The organism is Lancefieldella rimae ATCC 49626 (assembly GCF_000174015.1).
In the GTDB taxonomy this organism is placed as follows: domain Bacteria; phylum Actinomycetota; class Coriobacteriia; order Coriobacteriales; family Atopobiaceae; genus Lancefieldella; species Lancefieldella rimae.
Genome location: NZ_ACFE01000003.1, coordinates 89977 through 106740 on the forward strand (window position 1 = coordinate 89977; position 16764 = coordinate 106740).

A 16764-nucleotide genomic window follows, 5' to 3' on the forward strand; every position below is an offset into this window, starting at 1 on the left:
GGAAGGGACACCTGTTATGAAGTTTGTTGGAATCGTTGGCTCGAACGCGGAGCTTTCATATAATCGCAAGTTACTGCACTTCATCAAAAAACACTTCGAGGAACAATTTGAATTAGAAATTTTAGAGATTGATGAGATTCCTCTTTTTAACCCTGACGGAAACTGGCATGATTCTTTCCAGCTACGTCTTCTCTACAACAAGATTACACGTGCAGATGGCGTTATCATTGCAACTCCCGAGCATAACCACACTATCTCTGCGGCTCTCAAAAGTACTATTGAATGGCTCTCCTATGATGTACATCCGTTTGAGGATAAGCCCGTTATGGTTGTCGGCGCTTCTTACTACGACCAAGGAACTTCTCGCGCGCAAATTCATCTGAGGAAAATTCTCGACGCTCCGGGGGTCAACGCCTATGTACTTCCGGGAAACGAGTTTTTATTGGGGAAAGCAAAACAGGCCTTTAACGACAAGGGCGACATTGTCGATGCGGGCACTGTCAATTTCCTCGAATTCTGCATGAATAACTTCATTAAATATGTAGAGGTAGTTTCTAAATTGAAAAAACCAAAACCACTTACACCTGAGGATCTTGATGTCACAGGTTCTATTTCAACTACCATCGAAGGCATCGATCCCGACGATCCGGATTGGGTCGAGAAGGCCGCGGAAAAAGTCGGGGCGGTCTCAGGAGATACGTATGTCAAGTTGGACCACGGCATTCTAACCGTTAACCAGATTGATATGTTCCTGAAAGCCATGCCATTTGAGCTGACTTATGCAGACGACAATAATCAATTCCTCTACTACAATAACGCTCATGAAAATCCAGATAGCATGCTTGCAAAGCGTGTACCCTCGCAATCCGGCAATCGTCTGTCTACCGTTCACAATTCTCTTCCTCCAGCACGTATCAAAAACGTCGAACGAGTCATCGGAGTTTTAAGAAACGGCGACCAAGAATATGTTCGCGCCATTGTCCCAAGCCCTGAAGGTATTATTAACACCCATAATTATCAGGCAATGTATTATCCAGACGGATCATATGCCGGCATCAACGAAATTGTCTTCAACTTCCAAGAGTGGCTTGATTGGTATCTACAGGCTACTGGTCAGCACCTTGTTGGAGGCAATACACCAACGATGCCTGGAACCGGTGCACCGAGTGCAGGGGGTCCCAGCGCAAGCGGTCCAAGTGCAAGCGTAGACGCAACATCAGGTGCAAGCGCGTAAGACAAACCAAATTATGCACGTCAAAGAATGCACGTAACTGTCTTTCACGAAGATATGAGCCAAATATCGCCCTATGACACCACACGTACCATAGGGCGATATTGCATATATCCAAATAGCAATTAATAGAGTAAGAGAAGAAAATCCGTGCCCTTCTAAACGACATTTACTCCGGCATCACGTAGCTCATGCTTGGTATCCTCAAACGCCTTCTCATTTTTTGAAACAACCGCGCGCACATTAACTGTTGCCTTCAAGCCGTTTTTCAAAGCACCGAGAGCAGTCTCTTTAATACAAAAATTACCGTCGAGGCCAATAATCTCAACCTCATCAGCGTTTAGTTCTTGAAGCCTCTGCAACAGTTTGGGATTTGAAAAAGCATCGCCTTCACGCTTGTCAAATACGTAATCAGAAACAACCGAAAGTCCGGCACCAAATTCTTTCTTTTTTGAAGCGCGCTCCCAAGGAAGCTTGTGTACAACGTATATAACCTGTTCGGGTTCATACTGGCTGATTATGTCATTACATGCTTCAATAAGACCTTCGGTATTACGACGTTTCATAACATTGGTTTGAACATCAACGACAAGCAAAGCCTTCATAGCATTCCCTTCTCGGAAATAAACCTTCATAAAAAATTTTATCATACGGAATACTTGGGTCATGATAACAACAAGTTTGTTATCTGTGCTTTCTGTATATATCCTTGTAATGGCCGATGCTGAACACTTCGATGATTAATTTGTCATTCTGAATCAGACAAAGAATTCTGTAATTCCCCACGCGATACCGCCATTCACCGGAACAATCTGCCGTAAGTCCCTTTCCTAACCGGCAGGGATATATACAGCCTTCAAGGTTGTTCTCTATCCAAGAGAGAATCAATCGGGCAGTAAAGTGATCCATCTTCTCAAGCTGGCCCAAAGCTTTGTGGGTGTACTCAACATGGAAACTCATACGTATGAAACGTTAGGGCTTTATGTAATCAAATATTTATCTACAATGATTGCAAGCTATTTACGTCAAGGAGCATACATGACTTCCATCCCTGAGGACTATGAATCGCAGTTGTCTCTCTATGACACCCAGCGTGCCATAGAGCGCATCAAGTACATTTTTCTTGCAAAGCTCTGTGCCGCACTCCACCTCGTGCGTGTAACGGCGCCTCTTATAGTGGATCCCGAAACAGGCATGAATGACAACCTCAGTGGTACTGAGAGACCGGTAAGCTTTGATACGCCGGCCATTGGCAAAGACGCCGAGGTTGTGCAGTCGCTTGCAAAGTGGAAACGCTATGCGCTGCACCGCTATGACTTCAATGTGGGGAAAGGCCTCGTATGTGACATGAACGCCATTCGTCGTGATGAGGAACTTGACAACTTACACTCTATTTACGTGGATCAATGGGACTGGGAAAAGGTCATTGGCGAGAAGGACCGCACACCTGCCTATCTCAAAGATACCGTTACTCGTATTGTCACAGCCATCTGCGGAACACTTGACGAGTTGAAGTGGCACTATCCTCAGCTGGAAACGGAACTCGACCGCACCGTTACCTTTATAACCACACAAGAGTTGGAAGACCTCTATCCGGAGCTTACGCCCACCGAACGAGAAAACCGCTTTGTCGCCAAACACCATACCACCTTCATTGTCGGCATCGGAGAAACTCTGCGTTCAGGCAAGCCTCATGACAAACGTTCCCCTGACTATGACGACTGGCACCTTAATGGTGACCTGCTCTTCTGGGATAATGTTCTCGGCTGTGCCCTTGAAATCAGCAGCATGGGCATCCGCGTAAGCCCCGCATCACTTGATAGGCAGCTCTCCGTCTCCGGCTGTGATGACCGCCGGAAACTGCCGTTTCATAAGATGCTTCTTGAGAATAAACTGCCTTGTACCATTGGCGGCGGTATCGGTCAAAGCCGCCTCTGTATGCTGCTTTTAGGCAAGGCGCATGTGGGAGAAGTACAGGCATCCATTTGGGATAGTGATACCATCCAGGCATGCCAAGAGGCCGGAGTTCAGCTGCTGTAAAATCTCTACTGGTAGCGGAGCGATTCTATCGGATTGAGCTTTGCTGCCCGTCGTGCGGGCCACCAGCCAAACACAAGCCCAATTCCAATACAAATTCCTGAGGTCACAGCCACGATTGACGGGGTAATGATAGGCGTAATCGCGGTCTCCAAGTGCATAAGGGTTGAAGCCGATCCCGCCAAGGCCAACGCTCCGGCGTAACCGAGAGCAACTCCAATAACACCACCCGAGATGCAGAGCAGTATCGATTCACATAAGAACTGCTTTGTAATATCGGCGGCACGCGCGCCAAGCGCCTTACGCAGGCCAATCTCACGAATTCGCTCCGTCACATTGGTAAGCATCATATTCATGATGCCAATACCGCCAACCAAAAGTGAAATACTGGCGATGGCTGTTACAAGTATCTGAAATGAAGCCATTGTGGAGTTGAGCTGGTCAATGATGGAGGACAATGTCATAACATACACACGATCATCTTCCCCTTCAGGAATGGCAAACCAATCAAACAACCAGGCCTTTGTTTGATCCGCCAGAGACTTCATGTCAACATTTTCGCGTGCATATCCAAAAATCTGACTGATTGTTTTGGTACCCGAAACGCGCGTCGTAAACGTTGAATACGGCAGATAACACAGAAGAGTATCGTTTCCTCCTCCCATCCTTTGACCACTGTCGCATACGCCGATTACGGTATAGGTATTGTCATCGATACGGACTGTCTTACCAATGGCATCTTTCTCGCTTCCGTAGAGCTTCTCGGCAGCCACTCGATCAAGAACAACGTTTTTTGCCACATTGTCCACATCCGATTGCGAGAAGAGCGAGCCGGCCGAAGCCTTGAATCCCATTGCAGTGAAGTACTCAGGCTGACAGCCGATAATCTGCGTGTCAAACTGCTTCTCGATAGAATCAATGCGGCCGGCACTGGAGTCAATACCGGTAACAAATTCATAGCCGGGAACACTCATTGCCAGCTGATCTAAATCCTGCTGCGTCACTCCTCGATCAGGCCACGCATATATGCTCACCATTCGTGATTGATTGAGACCCAGTGAGCCCACCAGGGAGTATTTAATGCCATCGATAAGAGCCGTCATGGCAATGACCGCACTGATTCCAATTACAATTCCAAGCACGGTCAATAGACTGCGCGCACGATTGGCATTGAAAGCAGAGAGGGTTTCATGAAGCAGGTCGCGAAGCCTCATAGAGATGCACCTCCTGCCATCCTCTGCACACCATGATGCAATACATATTCTCGTTCCTGCTCAGCCGTAAGCAAGCGCCCGTCGCGGATATGCACAACGCGATCAGCCCATGTGGCAATTTCGGGATCATGAGTAATGAGTACAATGGTCTTGCCGCGATCCTGCATGGTTCGAAACGTTTTGAGTACCATTTCGCCCGTTGCGGAATCAAGATTGCCCGTGGGTTCATCGGCAAGAATCACTGCAGGATCGTTAACCAAGGCACGCGCAATGGCCACACGTTGAATCTGACCGCCGGAAAGTTCATTGGATTTATGGTCATAGTAATCCTCAGGTAAGCCCACCGACCGCAACGCCTTCCAGGCGCGCAGTTCCCTTTCTGCAACAGGTATATCGGAGTAAATGAGCGGAAGAACAACATTGCGCAACACGGTAGTTCGGGGCAGAAGATTAAACGACTGGAATACAAAGCCAAGACGCGTTGCGCGAATCTCAGCAAGATCATCATCGGAAAGATTGGCAACCTCAAGACCTTCAAGCTTATAAGAACCCGAGGTAGGCGTATCAAGACAACCGAGGATATTCATAAGGGTTGATTTGCCCGATCCTGAAGGGCCCATAATGCAGAGAAACTCGCCCTTCTCGACGCTTAAAGATACGCCACGCAAAGCATGAGTAAGTCCTGCAGCTGTCTCATATATGCGGTGCAGCTTATGTGCCTCGATTACCTTTGGCATTTTATCTACCGCCGCCTGTCACGTCTTTATCGCTCGAAGAGTCGCTGCTTGAACCGTTTGAGGTACCACTTGCACTACCGCTTGAGCCGTCTTTTTCGCCGCCATCGGGATTGTCCAAAATACCTACATCGGGATTTCCTGTTCCGCCGGCGAGAAGTACCTCGGTACCGTCATTGATGCCTTCGCCCTCAATGACGGCGGTAGTCGAACTCTTTGCCTTGACCGTAACGGGCACTCGTTTAACCTGAGGATTGTTCTTGTCATCACGAGAAGTGACGACGTTCACATAGGTTCCCGTCTCATCCTCTGCCAATGCAAAGAGAGGTACCGTAAGCACGTTTTCCATATGCTGGATCATAATGTCTGCGCTGGCAGTCATACCGGGCTTTATGGAGGCATCGGGGTTTTCTATCAGAAGCTCAACATCATACGTAACAATGGCGCGTCCCCGACCGTCATAGCTCATCCCTGAGGTGTCCCCACCTGAAGACGATACGGTAGAGACATGAGTAACGATTGCCCCACAGCTAAGTTCCCGAAGAGCTGCAAACGTTACCTGCGCTTTTTGTTCAACGGCAATACGGGAAATATCCACTTCATTTATCTGAACATTTACCTTCATTTTTGAGAGATCGGCGATGGTGATCAAAGACCCTGACGCACCTGATCCGGAATTCGAACCTGCCCCAGCGCCTCCGGAAGATCCAACCGATGCACCGTTGACCGCATTCATGACAATGACCGTACCATCGCAAGGAGCCGTTACCGTGCGTTTGTCCGCTTGAGCGACTGCGTCATTATGAGCTGAGCGAGCCTCTTCAAGAGCGATTTGTGCACTTTCAAGGTTCGCCTGCGCTGTTTCAACCGATGCCTCGACCGAAGAGGCATTGGCACCGCCGTTTTCCTGATCATCTTCACCCACACCCGCAACTCCACTACGGGCGGCCTCCAAAGCGGCTTTTGCCTTACTCACTTCATTCTCTGCCGCTTTCACTTGCTGCGCGGCTTTACGCACAGCTTTATCAAGTTCGTCGTTTTTAATGGTAAAGAGCTTATCGCCCTTTTTAACAACAGAACCCTCCGCAACTTGAACATCCTGTATGATGCCGTCAACTTCGGGGGTCACCACTGTTGAAGAGATGGGCTTGATGGAACCTGAAGCCGATACGGAATCGCTGAATTCCCCGCGCGTAATGAAAGCGGTGCTTGCGGTAGGAGCTTCAACCTGTTTTTCACTCTGGAATAAACGTGCGACAAACGCAATGCCGATAAGTACAACGACGCCCAGCGCAATGCCCACTTTTATGAATTTCTTTCTGAGGCGGATCTTACGATGACGCATGAGGCTTTCATAGGCTTCACGAGCTTCGGCATCCTCTTTATCCTCAGCTGAAGTTATCACCTCTATGCGGGAATTGATATCCGCCGTTTTGTCGGTAACGTCCGGCACCTTGTGAGCACTAACGGTATGTCGCTCGTTATCGGGTGATGCGTTGTCATCTGGCGAAGCACTGCCGCCAGATAAGGGGTTGCTGTCGCCAGATGACGTATCAACTTTCCCCTGTTGGAGCTTACGATCAAAATGAAACATAACTCCTCCGAACGTATGCGTTTATTCAGTGTTTGTTCAGTTGATACACATCTTATAGAAATTCTCGGCAAGAAATTTTGTCTTCCGTAAAATCTACGGTGAACGGTAATTGTCAGAACGTTATTAACATAAAGGCAGCAGCAAGACTACCCTGCTGCTGCCTATTTACCCAAAAAGTACAAACAAGTCAAAGTACAATTTACGCTCTAGGCCAAGAAGCCAAAATACGCTCCAATGACTCCCAAAACCATGGTGCCTAAAATGAGCCACATGGGATTGATCTTCTTGGCAAGAAGCCGGTAATAGATCCAAAACGCACTCATACCAACAATGCCAGGCATGATGCTGTCAAGTACAGTTTGAATGGTGGTTGGATCCTGGCCCTCAACGGCCTGACCAATCTGCACGGGAATGGTTGCCCAGAACATGTCTTTTGTCATACCACCAATAACCATCGCACCCACGATGCCAATGGCAGCTATGACCTTCTGCATCAGCCCGTTTTCCGATGCTTTCTCAAGAAAGCCTACTCCCATTGAGTAGCCCTTCTGAACGCCCCAAACACGAAGCCAAAACGCGGGAATGTTGTAGATAAGTAAAAAGACAATAGGTCCGGCTGCGTTACCGGCCTGACAAAGTGAAATGCCTACGGCTGCCGCAACAACACGGATGGTAGTAAGGAAAATGGCATCTCCAATGCCGGAAAGCGGACCCATGAGAGCGGCTTTGACATCGTTGACCGAATCGGGCTCAATCTCGCCTCGAGCAACACGTTCCTCCATGGCCATTGCAATGCCGCCGACAAACGGGGCAAACTGTACCGTAATATTGAAGAATGCCGCGTGACGACGAAGGGCTGCCGCATAGTCATCAGGACGGCCGTGATAAATCTTTTTGAGCATTCCGGCAACCATAAGACAAAATGCAAGGTTCATCTGCTTATAGTACGTCCAAGAAAACTCCATACCCAAAGCACCCGTGTTGAGCGAAGACTTGATAAGATCGCTCTTGGTAATCTTATACTGATTATTATTCGCAGATACGTCAGTTTGAGCCGTAGCAGTTCTGGTCTCATTAGAAGTCATCGTCGTCATCTCCTTCCGTTACAAGCTGGGGACCACCGGAGTTAGTACCAAAGTTCAGCAGGCCGAACTTCTCGATACCAATAATAATCGCGATAAGAGCAACGCCCAGCGACGGAACATTCATATACGAGGCAAGCAAGAAGCCCAGGAAGAAGAAGGGCAGGATTTCGCGCTTGAGAACAAGTCTGCCGAGCATAGCAAAACCCATGGCAGGAAGAATATTGGCGGCAATACCAAAGCCGTCCATAATGAACGTCGGAATCCAGTCAAGAAGGTTCTGTACGGCACCGGCACCCAGATAATATGCTAGGCCAACAAGAAGAACGTTCTTTGCAAGGCCGATAAGACCAATCGCCCAGTGTGCTGCATAAATGCTTTTAAGATTACCCTTTGATGCACATACGTCGGCCTTGTCAACAATGATTGGCATAACACCATTGATAACGTTACTGATGGCAAGTGAAAGCGTAGCAATAGGCATAGCCAGTGCAAGCGCTGCCTCAGTACCCTTACCCAACGTAATGGCAAAGGCACAGGCGAGAATACTGCCTACCTTTTCATCAGGCGGCAGATATGCACCGATGGAAATATTTCCCATAAAAAGAAGTTCAAGACTGGCACCGATGGCTAATCCCGTCGGCAGATCTCCCAGAATAAGACCAATCAAGGGACACGTGACAATGGGTCTGAACGCATAGAGTGTGCCGAGCTGATAGTCAAACATCGCAAATGCTGTAACGAGCGATATCAGCAGTGTCTGTACAAGCATCTTTCCTCCAATCAAACTGTCTCAAACGTTACGTTGGTCGTGCAAAATCATGCGGGACTACCTACCAAGGACATCTTTGATATCAACCTTGGGATCGTCAGCAAGGGGTCGTATCTCCACCTCCACCCCCTTATCAAGCAACTCGTAGATGATCTTCTCCTCTTCAGGTTCAAGGAAAACCTGACGCGCAACTTCACGCGTAGTTGGGCTTCCCTTGGTATTGCCTAAATTGAGACTTGTGATCTGTGGACAGCCGTCAATAAGCTGCTTGGCTTCTGCAATGGTCTGCACACAAATGAGCATGCGATACGTATCCGTTACGCCTGAATTGATTGCCTCGATTGCGTGAGCCATATCCTTAATAACTAGCTTGCAATCGGCTGGTTTGCCCATCTTAAGTGTCATTTTCCAAATAGGATCATTTGCCACATGATCTCCCACACAAAAAATGCAGTTGGCCTGCAGACCCTGAACCCAGGAAACTGCAACCTGCCCATGCAATAGGCGATGATCGACTCTCGTAAGCAAAATCATATTCAGCCTCTTTTCTTAAAAGCTAGAAGGTTTCATCTTCTTCAACTATCGATACATCGTTTACAAACTTCGGGTGTACATCGTTGTCTGCTACAAGTTGTCTCAAAAGATTTGCCGTATCCTCAGTCTCATTGGAAAGAAAGAGCGTAAGTACCAGCGGAAGATTTATATTTGTGACCAGATACACGTTTTTGCGAGAAAGCATGAGTTTGGTGAACTCATTGTTTATGCTTCCTCCCATAAGGTCCGTAAGTACCACCACATCCACGTTGGCGGAGCAAGCATCTACAAGAGCCAGGGCTTCTTTCTCAATGTCATCATTTCCGTCTACAAATGCGTTAAGTATGTCTACGTCAGCATGTTCTCCAACCAAAAGTTTCACGCTCTCGTAAAGACCTTTGGCAAAGTGTGCATGAGAAGCAATGATATAGTGCCTGTTCATGAATGAATCTCCTCCAGTGCCCTTCTATAAGCCGCAAGTGATCTTCTGTCCGCAGATGCGGGATCGGCGTAGTATTGCAAACCAACAATCTCAAGGCTCAGGTAGCCTTTGTAATCATTTCTTGTCAAAGCGAGAAGATCGGCCTCCAGGTTCCTCTCACCGTCTCCCCACGCCAAATGCGATACGGTTCCCGCATCTGTGAAATGACAATGCACAACATCCTTTCCAAAGGCATCAAAATAATCCTGCATCGTTTCATGGGCTCGCCACATGGCACCCGTATCAAGTAGAACCTTGAGGGCGCTGCTTCCAACCTCATCAATCAACCTGCGAAGATCCTCACACCTGTTGCAAAGGTTTGACTCTTCCGGCTGAAGCGCCTCCACGGTAAGTACGATGCCTTTGCAAGCGGCATATGATGACAAATTACCCAACATATAAACGCTGCGCTTCCAAGCTTCCGTGCGTTCTTCATCCAGAAAGCCCCAGCCCGGAGTCACGACAACTATTCCCACTCCCAACTCGGAAGCAACATTAATGGCGCGGAGAAAGTAATCCTTGGTTCTTTTAATTGATTCTTCTCCTCTGGCAGCAATGTTGGCCGGTTTGGGATTGTTCTGCTCGGGACAGAGCGCACATACGTCTAACCCAAAACTATTGGCAAGACGGGTAATCTTTTCAGGCGTATCGTTTGAAGCATAATCAAGAAAGAAGTGCATGGGTCCAGTCCAGAGTTCAACGGCTTCAAACCCCAAATCTGCCGCAGACGCAAAAAACGCTTCCAGCGAAAAGAACCTGTGGGAGCAATTCATTGCCGCCGGACGAAATCGCACATCAGGACCCATACCAACCTCCTTTCCAATCTCCGTACCATTCGAACACTAATACTCAAACTGATGGTAGTAGCGGCGATATTTGAGATTGTGCTTGGTTACCATCTCGTAGTGTCTGGCTAAACGATCAGTCGTAAGAAGCGAGATAATATAAGACGAAACGATCGTTCGGAATTTCTCGTCAAGTCCGGGAATGGCGTATTCTTTGGTATCGATAACGGTAATATCGGTATCACCGGTACGGCCGCTCATAAGGAACTTCTCGACACGTTCATCCAACGCACGGCACTCGTCCTCGCCTTTGAAGAGAACCACGGGTACACCGGGCTCCACAAGCTCAAGCGTTCCATGAAAGAAATCGGCTGAAGTGATATAGCGTGTACGCTTCCACTGCATTTCTTCAAGAATGCACATGGAGAAGAGGATTGTCTCGCCCCACAGCGCACCGGAGCCGATAAACATGGTATACGGCGCAAGAGCATACTTTTTGGCAAACTCTTCGGCCTTGGGTTCAAATCTTTTACGAATGTCGAGAAACGCCGACCATATATTCTTGGTTTGCTCGATAAAGGCGTCATAATCGGGGAAGAAGCCTTCGCGGTTAAGAATGCGCAGGCCAAAGCAGTCGGCCAGATAGTAGCCCTTTTCGCAACCGCCGCTTCCGTGATCGTTTTTCATAGACACACATCGATCGGCGCCAACAACTTGTCCGATAGGACTGTCCGCCTGAGTCATGGCGTATATTCTTACGCCCTTGTTTTTCATGGTCTTGAGCGCCTGCAGCACCTCGGGAGTGGTACCGGACTCGGATGAAGTGAGAACAACGGACTTCTCGGTCATGGTTTTGTCACCCATGACATTAAACTCAGCTGCATGAAGCAGCGTAACTTGATGGTCAGCATCCGCATATTTATTCATAAGATACTGCATACGCAAAAATTCATCCCATGTGCCACCCACACCCAAAAGATACAGCCGATCAAACCCCTCGTTACAGACATCGTCGGCAAACTGTTTCATACGCTGACCTACGGCGTAGAGCTCTTCTCCGTCCTCAAGATAACCTTCTTGATCAAAGTGCATAATCTCAACTTTTTCGGTTTCTTCCATATTGCTCTCCTTCCCCGCAAAACATCCCAATTGCTCTTCCTCATAACCGCAATGTCTTACCAATTAAAGCGCCTTGTGAATGCACATGTGCGGCCTTCAAAACGCTTTGACCTTCCAAAGAACCATAGGGCTACAAGTTCATACTTTTTATTACCACTTTTATGTATAAGATAGCAAAATACCGAACCACTTTAACGAAAAAAGATCATTTACCCGTGTCCATACGGGTAAATGGTATTAAATTGTCGCTCAGTGGTATATATTGGTTTGGCTGCTTGGCAAAATACCTGACCATCAATGGGAAACCGAATAGCCGCCCAAGTCCCCTCTTCTGAATGCCGAAACGTATTCAACGGCCTTGCCGTCTTCATCATAGCTCACGCATTCGTATGAAATAACAGGTGCACCCTCGCTCACACCTAAAAGATGCGCATCTCTCACACCCAAGCGAACCATATCCAGATGCTCAACTGCAGATACCACCGGGTGGCCAAACATGCTGTAGGCTTCATACAGTGAAAACACTCCGACATCCACACTCTCTATCTGGGGAAATAATGGGATGGGAATATAGGTTTTTTCTATCATAAGGGGAGCATCGTTTGCATAATTCAGGCGCTTGATGACGAGAAGATCGGCGTTGCAATCTATTTCAAAAAGATGTGCAAAGAACTCGCCTGCCGGCCTCACGGTCTTTGAAAGAACCTTGACCGAAGGTACCGCACTACGTGCACGAACGCTCTCGCGAAACCCCGCAAGCTTTACCGCATCCGACTCCCCCAAATGCTCGTTCATGACATAGACACCCTTGCCCTGAACACGTCGTAAAAGACCTCCCGCCACAAGTGCATCGACGGCGTTTCTCACGGTCAAACGTGTTACGTCAAAGCGCTCGGCAAGTTCATTTTCCGAAGGTATGGCACTCCCGGGCTGATAGAAACCATCCTCTATTTCGTCACGGATGGCTTCACGTATTTGAAGGTATTTGGGCTTCTCGATATGTTGTAAGTTCACCTGCGTCACCAAAATGTCCTCTCAAGGCTCATTGGCCTACCGCATAAACTGACAAACGTATACCTGTCGGGCCGTATGACGGACTTGTAGTACTCAAGAGGCTCTTTATCTCTCCCAAAGTTAATGCCCGATTGGAAAAAGACCGCATCTCCCTCGTACATGTCGAGAAGATCGGCTTCTTGAGAATCAAGATGAGTAATGGAAAGGGTATCCGTGCCGTGTGTGAGAGAAAACCCGTATTCGTTTCTCATCACATCAAAGAGAGATTCTTTTGAGAAATCATGACTCTCGATACCAGGACATAATGCTTCATTCACATAGGAAGTCTCAATCATACAGGGGAGGCCATCCACATAGCGCAAACGCATAAGCTGCAGGACGTTACAACTTCGATCTATAGTCAGTTTTCGAGCGACGTGAGCATTACCCGAACAGATTTTTTGACTAATCACCATAGAGTTAGGTGTATGTCCGGATTTTCTGACATTGTCGCTAAATCCGTATGTTTCTACCGTTCCCGTAACCGAGATTGGACGTTCTGGAGCCATATACGTACCTGACCCCTGACGGCTCTCTAAAACATGCATGGTAGCGAGATAGCGCACGGCGCTCCGTAAGGCAGAACGCGAGATTTCCCACATTTCGCACATATCCCGCTCGGAAGGAAGCCTGTCACCTTCCTTAAGATGGTTGACCATGATGTAATTCTTAACGCTCTCAAGTGCATTATCAAGAGGCGGGATCTTCTTACGTGACACTACCTGCCTCCCGATTTACTCTTGTCCGCTTGATCTCGCATGGCGAGTATATCTTCGCAGACGTTATCAGCTCCTTCACGAAGCAGCTTATACATACGCGATGCACGCAATATTTCTCGCCTCACCAAAGGAATGCCCAAGACAAACCCTTTACCGTCGATTCCTTTAACGGTGAGCATGACGTTCATTGAGGTGCAATACTTGCCATCTTTTCCTGCATTGGCACGAGAAACGGCCGCGGGGTTCATGAGCACACTCTCAAACAAATCTTTACGGCTCATATCCTTATTGACATCAATGCTTTCGTTTTCGATGACCTTGCAATCCAATATGTCAGCATACTCGTGAATAGCAGGTTCCATTCCCGGAAGCGACACGGCCCATTGCTGATGTGTCTCATCTTGATAGATGGACGGCACCGCAGAGAACTTAGGTGCTTCAAAGATGGCTTTTGTAACTGAAAAGCCCTTATCGGCCAGTTTTTTAGAAACTGATTTTCCAAAGAGTGCCACATCTTCTCCGATTCGTATCCTGTATAGGAGGGTTAAGCAAGTGCTGTATGAATTTCATTATATACAAGATAGCTTTATTTAGAATCAGTTGAAAGGCACGTGTGAGATGGGGACGCTAGAGTTCAAACGCGCTTTACTCGGATACTCCTCCCCACAATCTCTTATGCCCCCAAAGTATCGATCAGAATAACATATATCCCATTCGAGCGCCGTCTACGCGCCATCGTCCCCTTACCGAGCAGCATCGATGATTTTTGAGAATTTCCATTTATGATTTTCGAGGATTAACCACAGTGAAGGAATTGCTGTACGCCGTTATCCCCCCCCTGAAATTCGCCGGCAAGAAGTCCGTTGTTTCTCCAACTTCGAAAATATTAGCGCAATTTCACAAGGTATAATAGCCGGTGTTATAAAGTGCGTACGCCATACGTATACAGCAATTATAAAAGCGGAGGGATCTGTGTTTTATGAGTGAGCATGGTCATGCTGCGCACAAGCAAAATACAACCCGATCCAAAGAGGTGGATGACAGTGCCGCTCAAAAAGAAAGAATCATTGCAGCCGCCTATTCTATTGGGGCAAAACAAGGACTTGCCGCAATTTCCGCACGAGGAGTCGCACGGAATGCGAATGTTTCAGTTGGTTACTTGTACAAACTCTTTCCTTCAAAGAGCGACATCATGGTCGCAGCCGCTGAGCGTTACTTCGAGCACGCTCTCTTCCACGAAATATGTCATATCAACGTGGACGAATCATACGTTGAGTATTGCAAGAGACTTTGGGATTGCGCCTCTGCAGCAGTTGCTGTCTTTAGGAGAGACTGGCTAAGGGACTGGAAAGATCTTCCAAAAGCCGATCTTCTCGCCGCCCAAATTCGCATGGATACCATGCTTGAACATGCAAAATCAGGACTTGAAAAAGTTCTCACACAAGATGAGCATATTAATTGGAAAACACTACCGGCAGAAATAGATATAGCATCTATTACGACGTTTACCGTACGTTCCATGTTGGATTCCCTACGCGAGAAAAACGCCGATTGCACGGTACTGTTTACGCTCCTTGAACGTGGTCTTTACGATACCGACCGGCATAATCTCTGAAACAGCGTCTGACAAAAGCATCGTGAACCAAACCGTATTGTTGTTCACGTTATGGCAACTAGCATCAATACCGTCCATGAATCACGACCAAATGCTTAAACCAAAAGGTGAAGCAACAGTATGGGACGGTGTCTTTATGCTTGGATTTGCTACGACGATAATTACGGGTGCGCTTGTTTTTTATACTATTGGCGTTTTTGCCGAACGCCAGTCGGGCACACTTAAACTGAGTCATATCGTGCTTTTTTACCTGGGGCTTGCGTGTGACACAACGGGGACAGCATGTATGTCTTTTATTGCACAAAACGGCTCTCAGAGTCCGGTACATGCAACGACCGGAGCACTTGCGATTATCCTTATGATCGTGCATGCGGTATGGGCAACTATCGTGTATTCCAAGAAAAATCCCACAACACTCGCTCGGTTTCATCGTCTCAGTATTGGAGTTTGGCTTGTGTGGCTTGTGCCTTACATTTGCGGCATGCTCATGGGAATACCGACTCTTGCCATGGGCTCAAACCTCGCGCTTGGTATAGCGCTTGGTATAGCCTTCGTCATTGGCTTCATTGTATATCGACGCAAACCATGTGCTCGCACGTAGCCATGAAAGGATAATTTGGTGATATAATGTGCCGGCATTACATTACATCAGCCGACTGACAGGAATCCTTGTATGAATCCTTTGATTGTGTACTACTCGTATTCGGGCATAACAAGAAAGCTCGCGGAAGACATTGCACTCATTACGGATGGAGAATTGCAAGAGCTGAAACCTCAAAATCCGTATTCCTTTTCATATAGCACGGCAGTAAAAGAGGTACGAGCTCAAATTGAAAAGGGGTACTGTCCTCCGTTGCAACAAGGTCTTACAAATATAAATGATTTTGAAACAATCTTCATAGGCTCTCCTAACTGGCTGAAAACGTTTGCTCCTCCTGTTCTTTCGTTTTTGAGAACAACGGATTTAAGCGGGAAGACAATTATTCCGTTTTGCACACATGGTGGTGGAGGCTTCGGCCACATGCTTGAGGACTACAAAAGAGAATGCGGTGCGTCCCATATAAAGAAGGGTATCGCTCTAAAAGGCGGTTACAGCTTTGACGAATTGCAGAAATGGTTGGAAACGTCAGGGGTTTATCGAGATTCAAGAGACTAAAGAGTGTTCCTTTTCCAGCGTGTTAAGCACACTCAGTTCGTCTACTCCTTTTTTATTGTCGCCCTAATCGCTCTACAAAAATGGCAATACGTAGGTATCCATCCAGTTCCAAGAAGCCATATCCCATGGTTTCAAATCCAGCTCTTCTGAAGTTACGACTCTGGCCGACGTACCCTCAACCAAAAGCATACTGCCATCCCCAACGGCTATCAAACGTGGCGTAAGACTGAACGTATCACAAAAAATCAACTTTGATTTTGTACGTGTACCATCTTTGGTGGGAATCTCCCATATATCAATGGATTCAACGGGAGTATGTCCAACAATTTGATTGATACCAGGAAGCGGATCTTGATAGAGTTCTGACAGATCCGCCCAAAGTGGACTGGCAATTTCATTTCCACCGCGACCTGGCCCTGCACTGTCAAGTGCCGCAAGAGCTTTATCATCTCCGCGTCGAAACATTTCATTGAGAGCATCGGAAAGCGTACGAGGAGTTTCCCTTTGGTCTGACGTAAGAAAGCGATAAGCCCACTCCCTTGTTATGCCCGCGTGTGTTACTACATAATTGCCCACAACACATGCCATCTGAACCTTCATATAGGTAAGCGCTTCCGAAACTTCTTTATAGAGGATCG

20 protein-coding genes are annotated in these 16764 nt (G+C 47.5%); 5 read left to right on the forward strand and 15 right to left on the reverse strand.

Translation table 11 applies throughout. The features are described from left to right. The first annotated feature begins 16 nt into the window (after positions 1-16). Positions 17-1234: an NAD(P)H-dependent oxidoreductase gene (locus tag ATORI0001_RS05380; RefSeq protein ID WP_003150027.1), complete on the forward strand. Its 1218-nt coding sequence runs from the start codon at positions 17-19 to the stop codon at positions 1232-1234. Positions 1235-1389: 155 nt separating this feature from the next. Here the strand turns inward: ATORI0001_RS05380 and ATORI0001_RS05385 are convergent, their stop codons facing one another. After that, on the reverse strand, positions 1390-1836 hold the full coding sequence (locus ATORI0001_RS05385; RefSeq protein ID WP_003150034.1) for a cysteine hydrolase family protein: 447 nt from the start codon (positions 1834-1836) through the stop codon (positions 1390-1392). A gap of 79 nt (positions 1837-1915) precedes the next feature. Further along, complete coding sequence (locus ATORI0001_RS07780; protein WP_081450682.1) at positions 1916-2191, reverse strand: type II toxin-antitoxin system RelE family toxin; 276 nt, start codon at positions 2189-2191, stop codon at positions 1916-1918. 78 nt (positions 2192-2269) lie between these two features. Between ATORI0001_RS07780 and asnA the strand changes: the two genes are divergently transcribed. Further along, positions 2270-3271 (forward strand): aspartate--ammonia ligase, encoded by a 1002-nt coding sequence (gene asnA, locus ATORI0001_RS05390; protein ID WP_003149854.1) that lies wholly within the window; start codon positions 2270-2272, stop codon positions 3269-3271. A gap of 5 nt (positions 3272-3276) precedes the next feature. Here asnA and ATORI0001_RS05395 read toward each other — a convergent pair whose 3' ends face one another. The 12 genes from ATORI0001_RS05395 to ATORI0001_RS05450 form a co-directional block, all read right to left on the reverse strand. Further along, a complete protein-coding gene (locus ATORI0001_RS05395) occupies positions 3277-4482 on the reverse strand; it encodes an ABC transporter permease (protein ID WP_003149733.1) in 1206 nt (401 codons plus the stop codon). Further along, a complete protein-coding gene (locus ATORI0001_RS05400) occupies positions 4479-5219 on the reverse strand; it encodes an ABC transporter ATP-binding protein (protein ID WP_003149933.1) in 741 nt (246 codons plus the stop codon). Before ATORI0001_RS05400 ends, ATORI0001_RS05395 begins: the two co-directional genes overlap by 4 nt. 1 nt (position 5220) lies before the next feature. After that, on the reverse strand, positions 5221-6810 hold the full coding sequence (locus ATORI0001_RS05405) for an efflux RND transporter periplasmic adaptor subunit (RefSeq protein ID WP_003149791.1): 1590 nt from the start codon (positions 6808-6810) through the stop codon (positions 5221-5223). 206 nt (positions 6811-7016) lie between these two features. Beyond that, entirely contained in the window at positions 7017-7895 is an 879-nt protein-coding gene (locus ATORI0001_RS05410) for a PTS system mannose/fructose/sorbose family transporter subunit IID (RefSeq protein ID WP_003149919.1), read from the reverse strand. Beyond that, positions 7885-8664, reverse strand: a complete 780-nt coding sequence (locus tag ATORI0001_RS05415) for a PTS mannose/fructose/sorbose/N-acetylgalactosamine transporter subunit IIC (protein WP_003149741.1) — start codon at positions 8662-8664, stop codon at positions 7885-7887. Before ATORI0001_RS05415 ends, ATORI0001_RS05410 begins: the two co-directional genes overlap by 11 nt. 57 nt (positions 8665-8721) lie before the next feature. Beyond that, positions 8722-9198, reverse strand: a complete 477-nt coding sequence (locus ATORI0001_RS05420) for a PTS sugar transporter subunit IIB (protein ID WP_003150000.1) — start codon at positions 9196-9198, stop codon at positions 8722-8724. Between the two features lie 22 nt (positions 9199-9220). Next, positions 9221-9640, reverse strand: coding sequence for a PTS sugar transporter subunit IIA (locus ATORI0001_RS05425; protein WP_003150042.1), 420 nt, complete (start codon positions 9638-9640; stop codon positions 9221-9223). Beyond that, positions 9637-10485: a sugar phosphate isomerase/epimerase family protein gene (locus ATORI0001_RS05430; RefSeq protein WP_003150051.1), complete on the reverse strand. Its 849-nt coding sequence runs from the start codon at positions 10483-10485 to the stop codon at positions 9637-9639. The genes ATORI0001_RS05425 and ATORI0001_RS05430 overlap by 4 nt, the downstream gene beginning before the upstream one ends. Positions 10486-10521: 36 nt before the next feature. Further along, positions 10522-11583, reverse strand: a complete 1062-nt coding sequence (locus ATORI0001_RS05435) for an SIS domain-containing protein (protein WP_003150014.1) — start codon at positions 11581-11583, stop codon at positions 10522-10524. Between the two features lie 294 nt (positions 11584-11877). Then, entirely contained in the window at positions 11878-12597 is a 720-nt protein-coding gene (locus ATORI0001_RS05440; RefSeq protein WP_237755918.1) for a GntR family transcriptional regulator, read from the reverse strand. A gap of 5 nt (positions 12598-12602) precedes the next feature. Then, on the reverse strand, positions 12603-13355 hold the full coding sequence (locus ATORI0001_RS05445; protein ID WP_003149957.1) for a GntR family transcriptional regulator: 753 nt from the start codon (positions 13353-13355) through the stop codon (positions 12603-12605). Then, positions 13355-13867 (reverse strand): hypothetical protein, encoded by a 513-nt coding sequence (locus ATORI0001_RS05450; protein WP_003149764.1) that lies wholly within the window; start codon positions 13865-13867, stop codon positions 13355-13357. Before ATORI0001_RS05450 ends, ATORI0001_RS05445 begins: the two co-directional genes overlap by 1 nt. 467 nt (positions 13868-14334) lie before the next feature. On the opposite strand from ATORI0001_RS05450, the gene ATORI0001_RS07655 reads away from it, so the two are divergent. From ATORI0001_RS07655 to ATORI0001_RS05465, 3 genes are all read left to right on the forward strand, one after another. Continuing rightward, entirely contained in the window at positions 14335-14970 is a 636-nt protein-coding gene (locus tag ATORI0001_RS07655; protein WP_050768527.1) for a TetR/AcrR family transcriptional regulator, read from the forward strand. A gap of 76 nt (positions 14971-15046) precedes the next feature. Beyond that, on the forward strand, positions 15047-15571 hold the full coding sequence (locus ATORI0001_RS05460) for an HsmA family protein (RefSeq protein ID WP_003150103.1): 525 nt from the start codon (positions 15047-15049) through the stop codon (positions 15569-15571). Between the two features lie 72 nt (positions 15572-15643). After that, a complete protein-coding gene (locus ATORI0001_RS05465) occupies positions 15644-16126 on the forward strand; it encodes a flavodoxin (RefSeq protein ID WP_003149762.1) in 483 nt (160 codons plus the stop codon). Positions 16127-16198: 72 nt separating this feature from the next. Here the strand turns inward: ATORI0001_RS05465 and ATORI0001_RS05470 are convergent, their stop codons facing one another. Continuing rightward, positions 16199-16726, reverse strand: coding sequence for a hypothetical protein (locus ATORI0001_RS05470; protein WP_050768528.1), 528 nt, complete (start codon positions 16724-16726; stop codon positions 16199-16201). Between the last annotated feature and the right edge of the window lie 38 nt (positions 16727-16764).

Bases quoted from the DNA above. Each gene is read 5' to 3' on its own strand.
- ATORI0001_RS05380 (WP_003150027.1), top strand. From the start codon at position 17: ATGAAGTTTGTTGGAATCGTTGGCTCGAACGCGGAGCTTTCATATAAT.
- ATORI0001_RS05385 (WP_003150034.1), bottom strand. From the start codon at position 1,836: ATGAAGGCTTTGCTTGTCGTTGATGTTCAAACCAATGTTATGAAACGT.
- ATORI0001_RS07780 (WP_081450682.1), bottom strand. From the start codon at position 2,191: ATGAGTTTCCATGTTGAGTACACCCACAAAGCTTTGGGCCAGCTTGAG.
- asnA (WP_003149854.1), top strand. From the start codon at position 2,270: ATGACTTCCATCCCTGAGGACTATGAATCGCAGTTGTCTCTCTATGAC.
- ATORI0001_RS05395 (WP_003149733.1), bottom strand. From the start codon at position 4,482: ATGAGGCTTCGCGACCTGCTTCATGAAACCCTCTCTGCTTTCAATGCC.
- ATORI0001_RS05400 (WP_003149933.1), bottom strand. From the start codon at position 5,219: ATGCCAAAGGTAATCGAGGCACATAAGCTGCACCGCATATATGAGACA.
- ATORI0001_RS05405 (WP_003149791.1), bottom strand. From the start codon at position 6,810: ATGTTTCATTTTGATCGTAAGCTCCAACAGGGGAAAGTTGATACGTCA.
- ATORI0001_RS05410 (WP_003149919.1), bottom strand. From the start codon at position 7,895: ATGACTTCTAATGAGACCAGAACTGCTACGGCTCAAACTGACGTATCT.
- ATORI0001_RS05415 (WP_003149741.1), bottom strand. From the start codon at position 8,664: ATGCTTGTACAGACACTGCTGATATCGCTCGTTACAGCATTTGCGATG.
- ATORI0001_RS05420 (WP_003150000.1), bottom strand. From the start codon at position 9,198: ATGATTTTGCTTACGAGAGTCGATCATCGCCTATTGCATGGGCAGGTT.
- ATORI0001_RS05425 (WP_003150042.1), bottom strand. From the start codon at position 9,640: ATGAACAGGCACTATATCATTGCTTCTCATGCACACTTTGCCAAAGGT.
- ATORI0001_RS05430 (WP_003150051.1), bottom strand. From the start codon at position 10,485: ATGGGTCCTGATGTGCGATTTCGTCCGGCGGCAATGAATTGCTCCCAC.
- ATORI0001_RS05435 (WP_003150014.1), bottom strand. From the start codon at position 11,583: ATGGAAGAAACCGAAAAAGTTGAGATTATGCACTTTGATCAAGAAGGT.
- ATORI0001_RS07655 (WP_050768527.1), top strand. From the start codon at position 14,335: ATGAGTGAGCATGGTCATGCTGCGCACAAGCAAAATACAACCCGATCC.
- ATORI0001_RS05460 (WP_003150103.1), top strand. From the start codon at position 15,047: ATGAATCACGACCAAATGCTTAAACCAAAAGGTGAAGCAACAGTATGG.
- ATORI0001_RS05465 (WP_003149762.1), top strand. From the start codon at position 15,644: ATGAATCCTTTGATTGTGTACTACTCGTATTCGGGCATAACAAGAAAG.
- ATORI0001_RS05470 (WP_050768528.1), bottom strand. From the start codon at position 16,726: ATGAAGGTTCAGATGGCATGTGTTGTGGGCAATTATGTAGTAACACAC.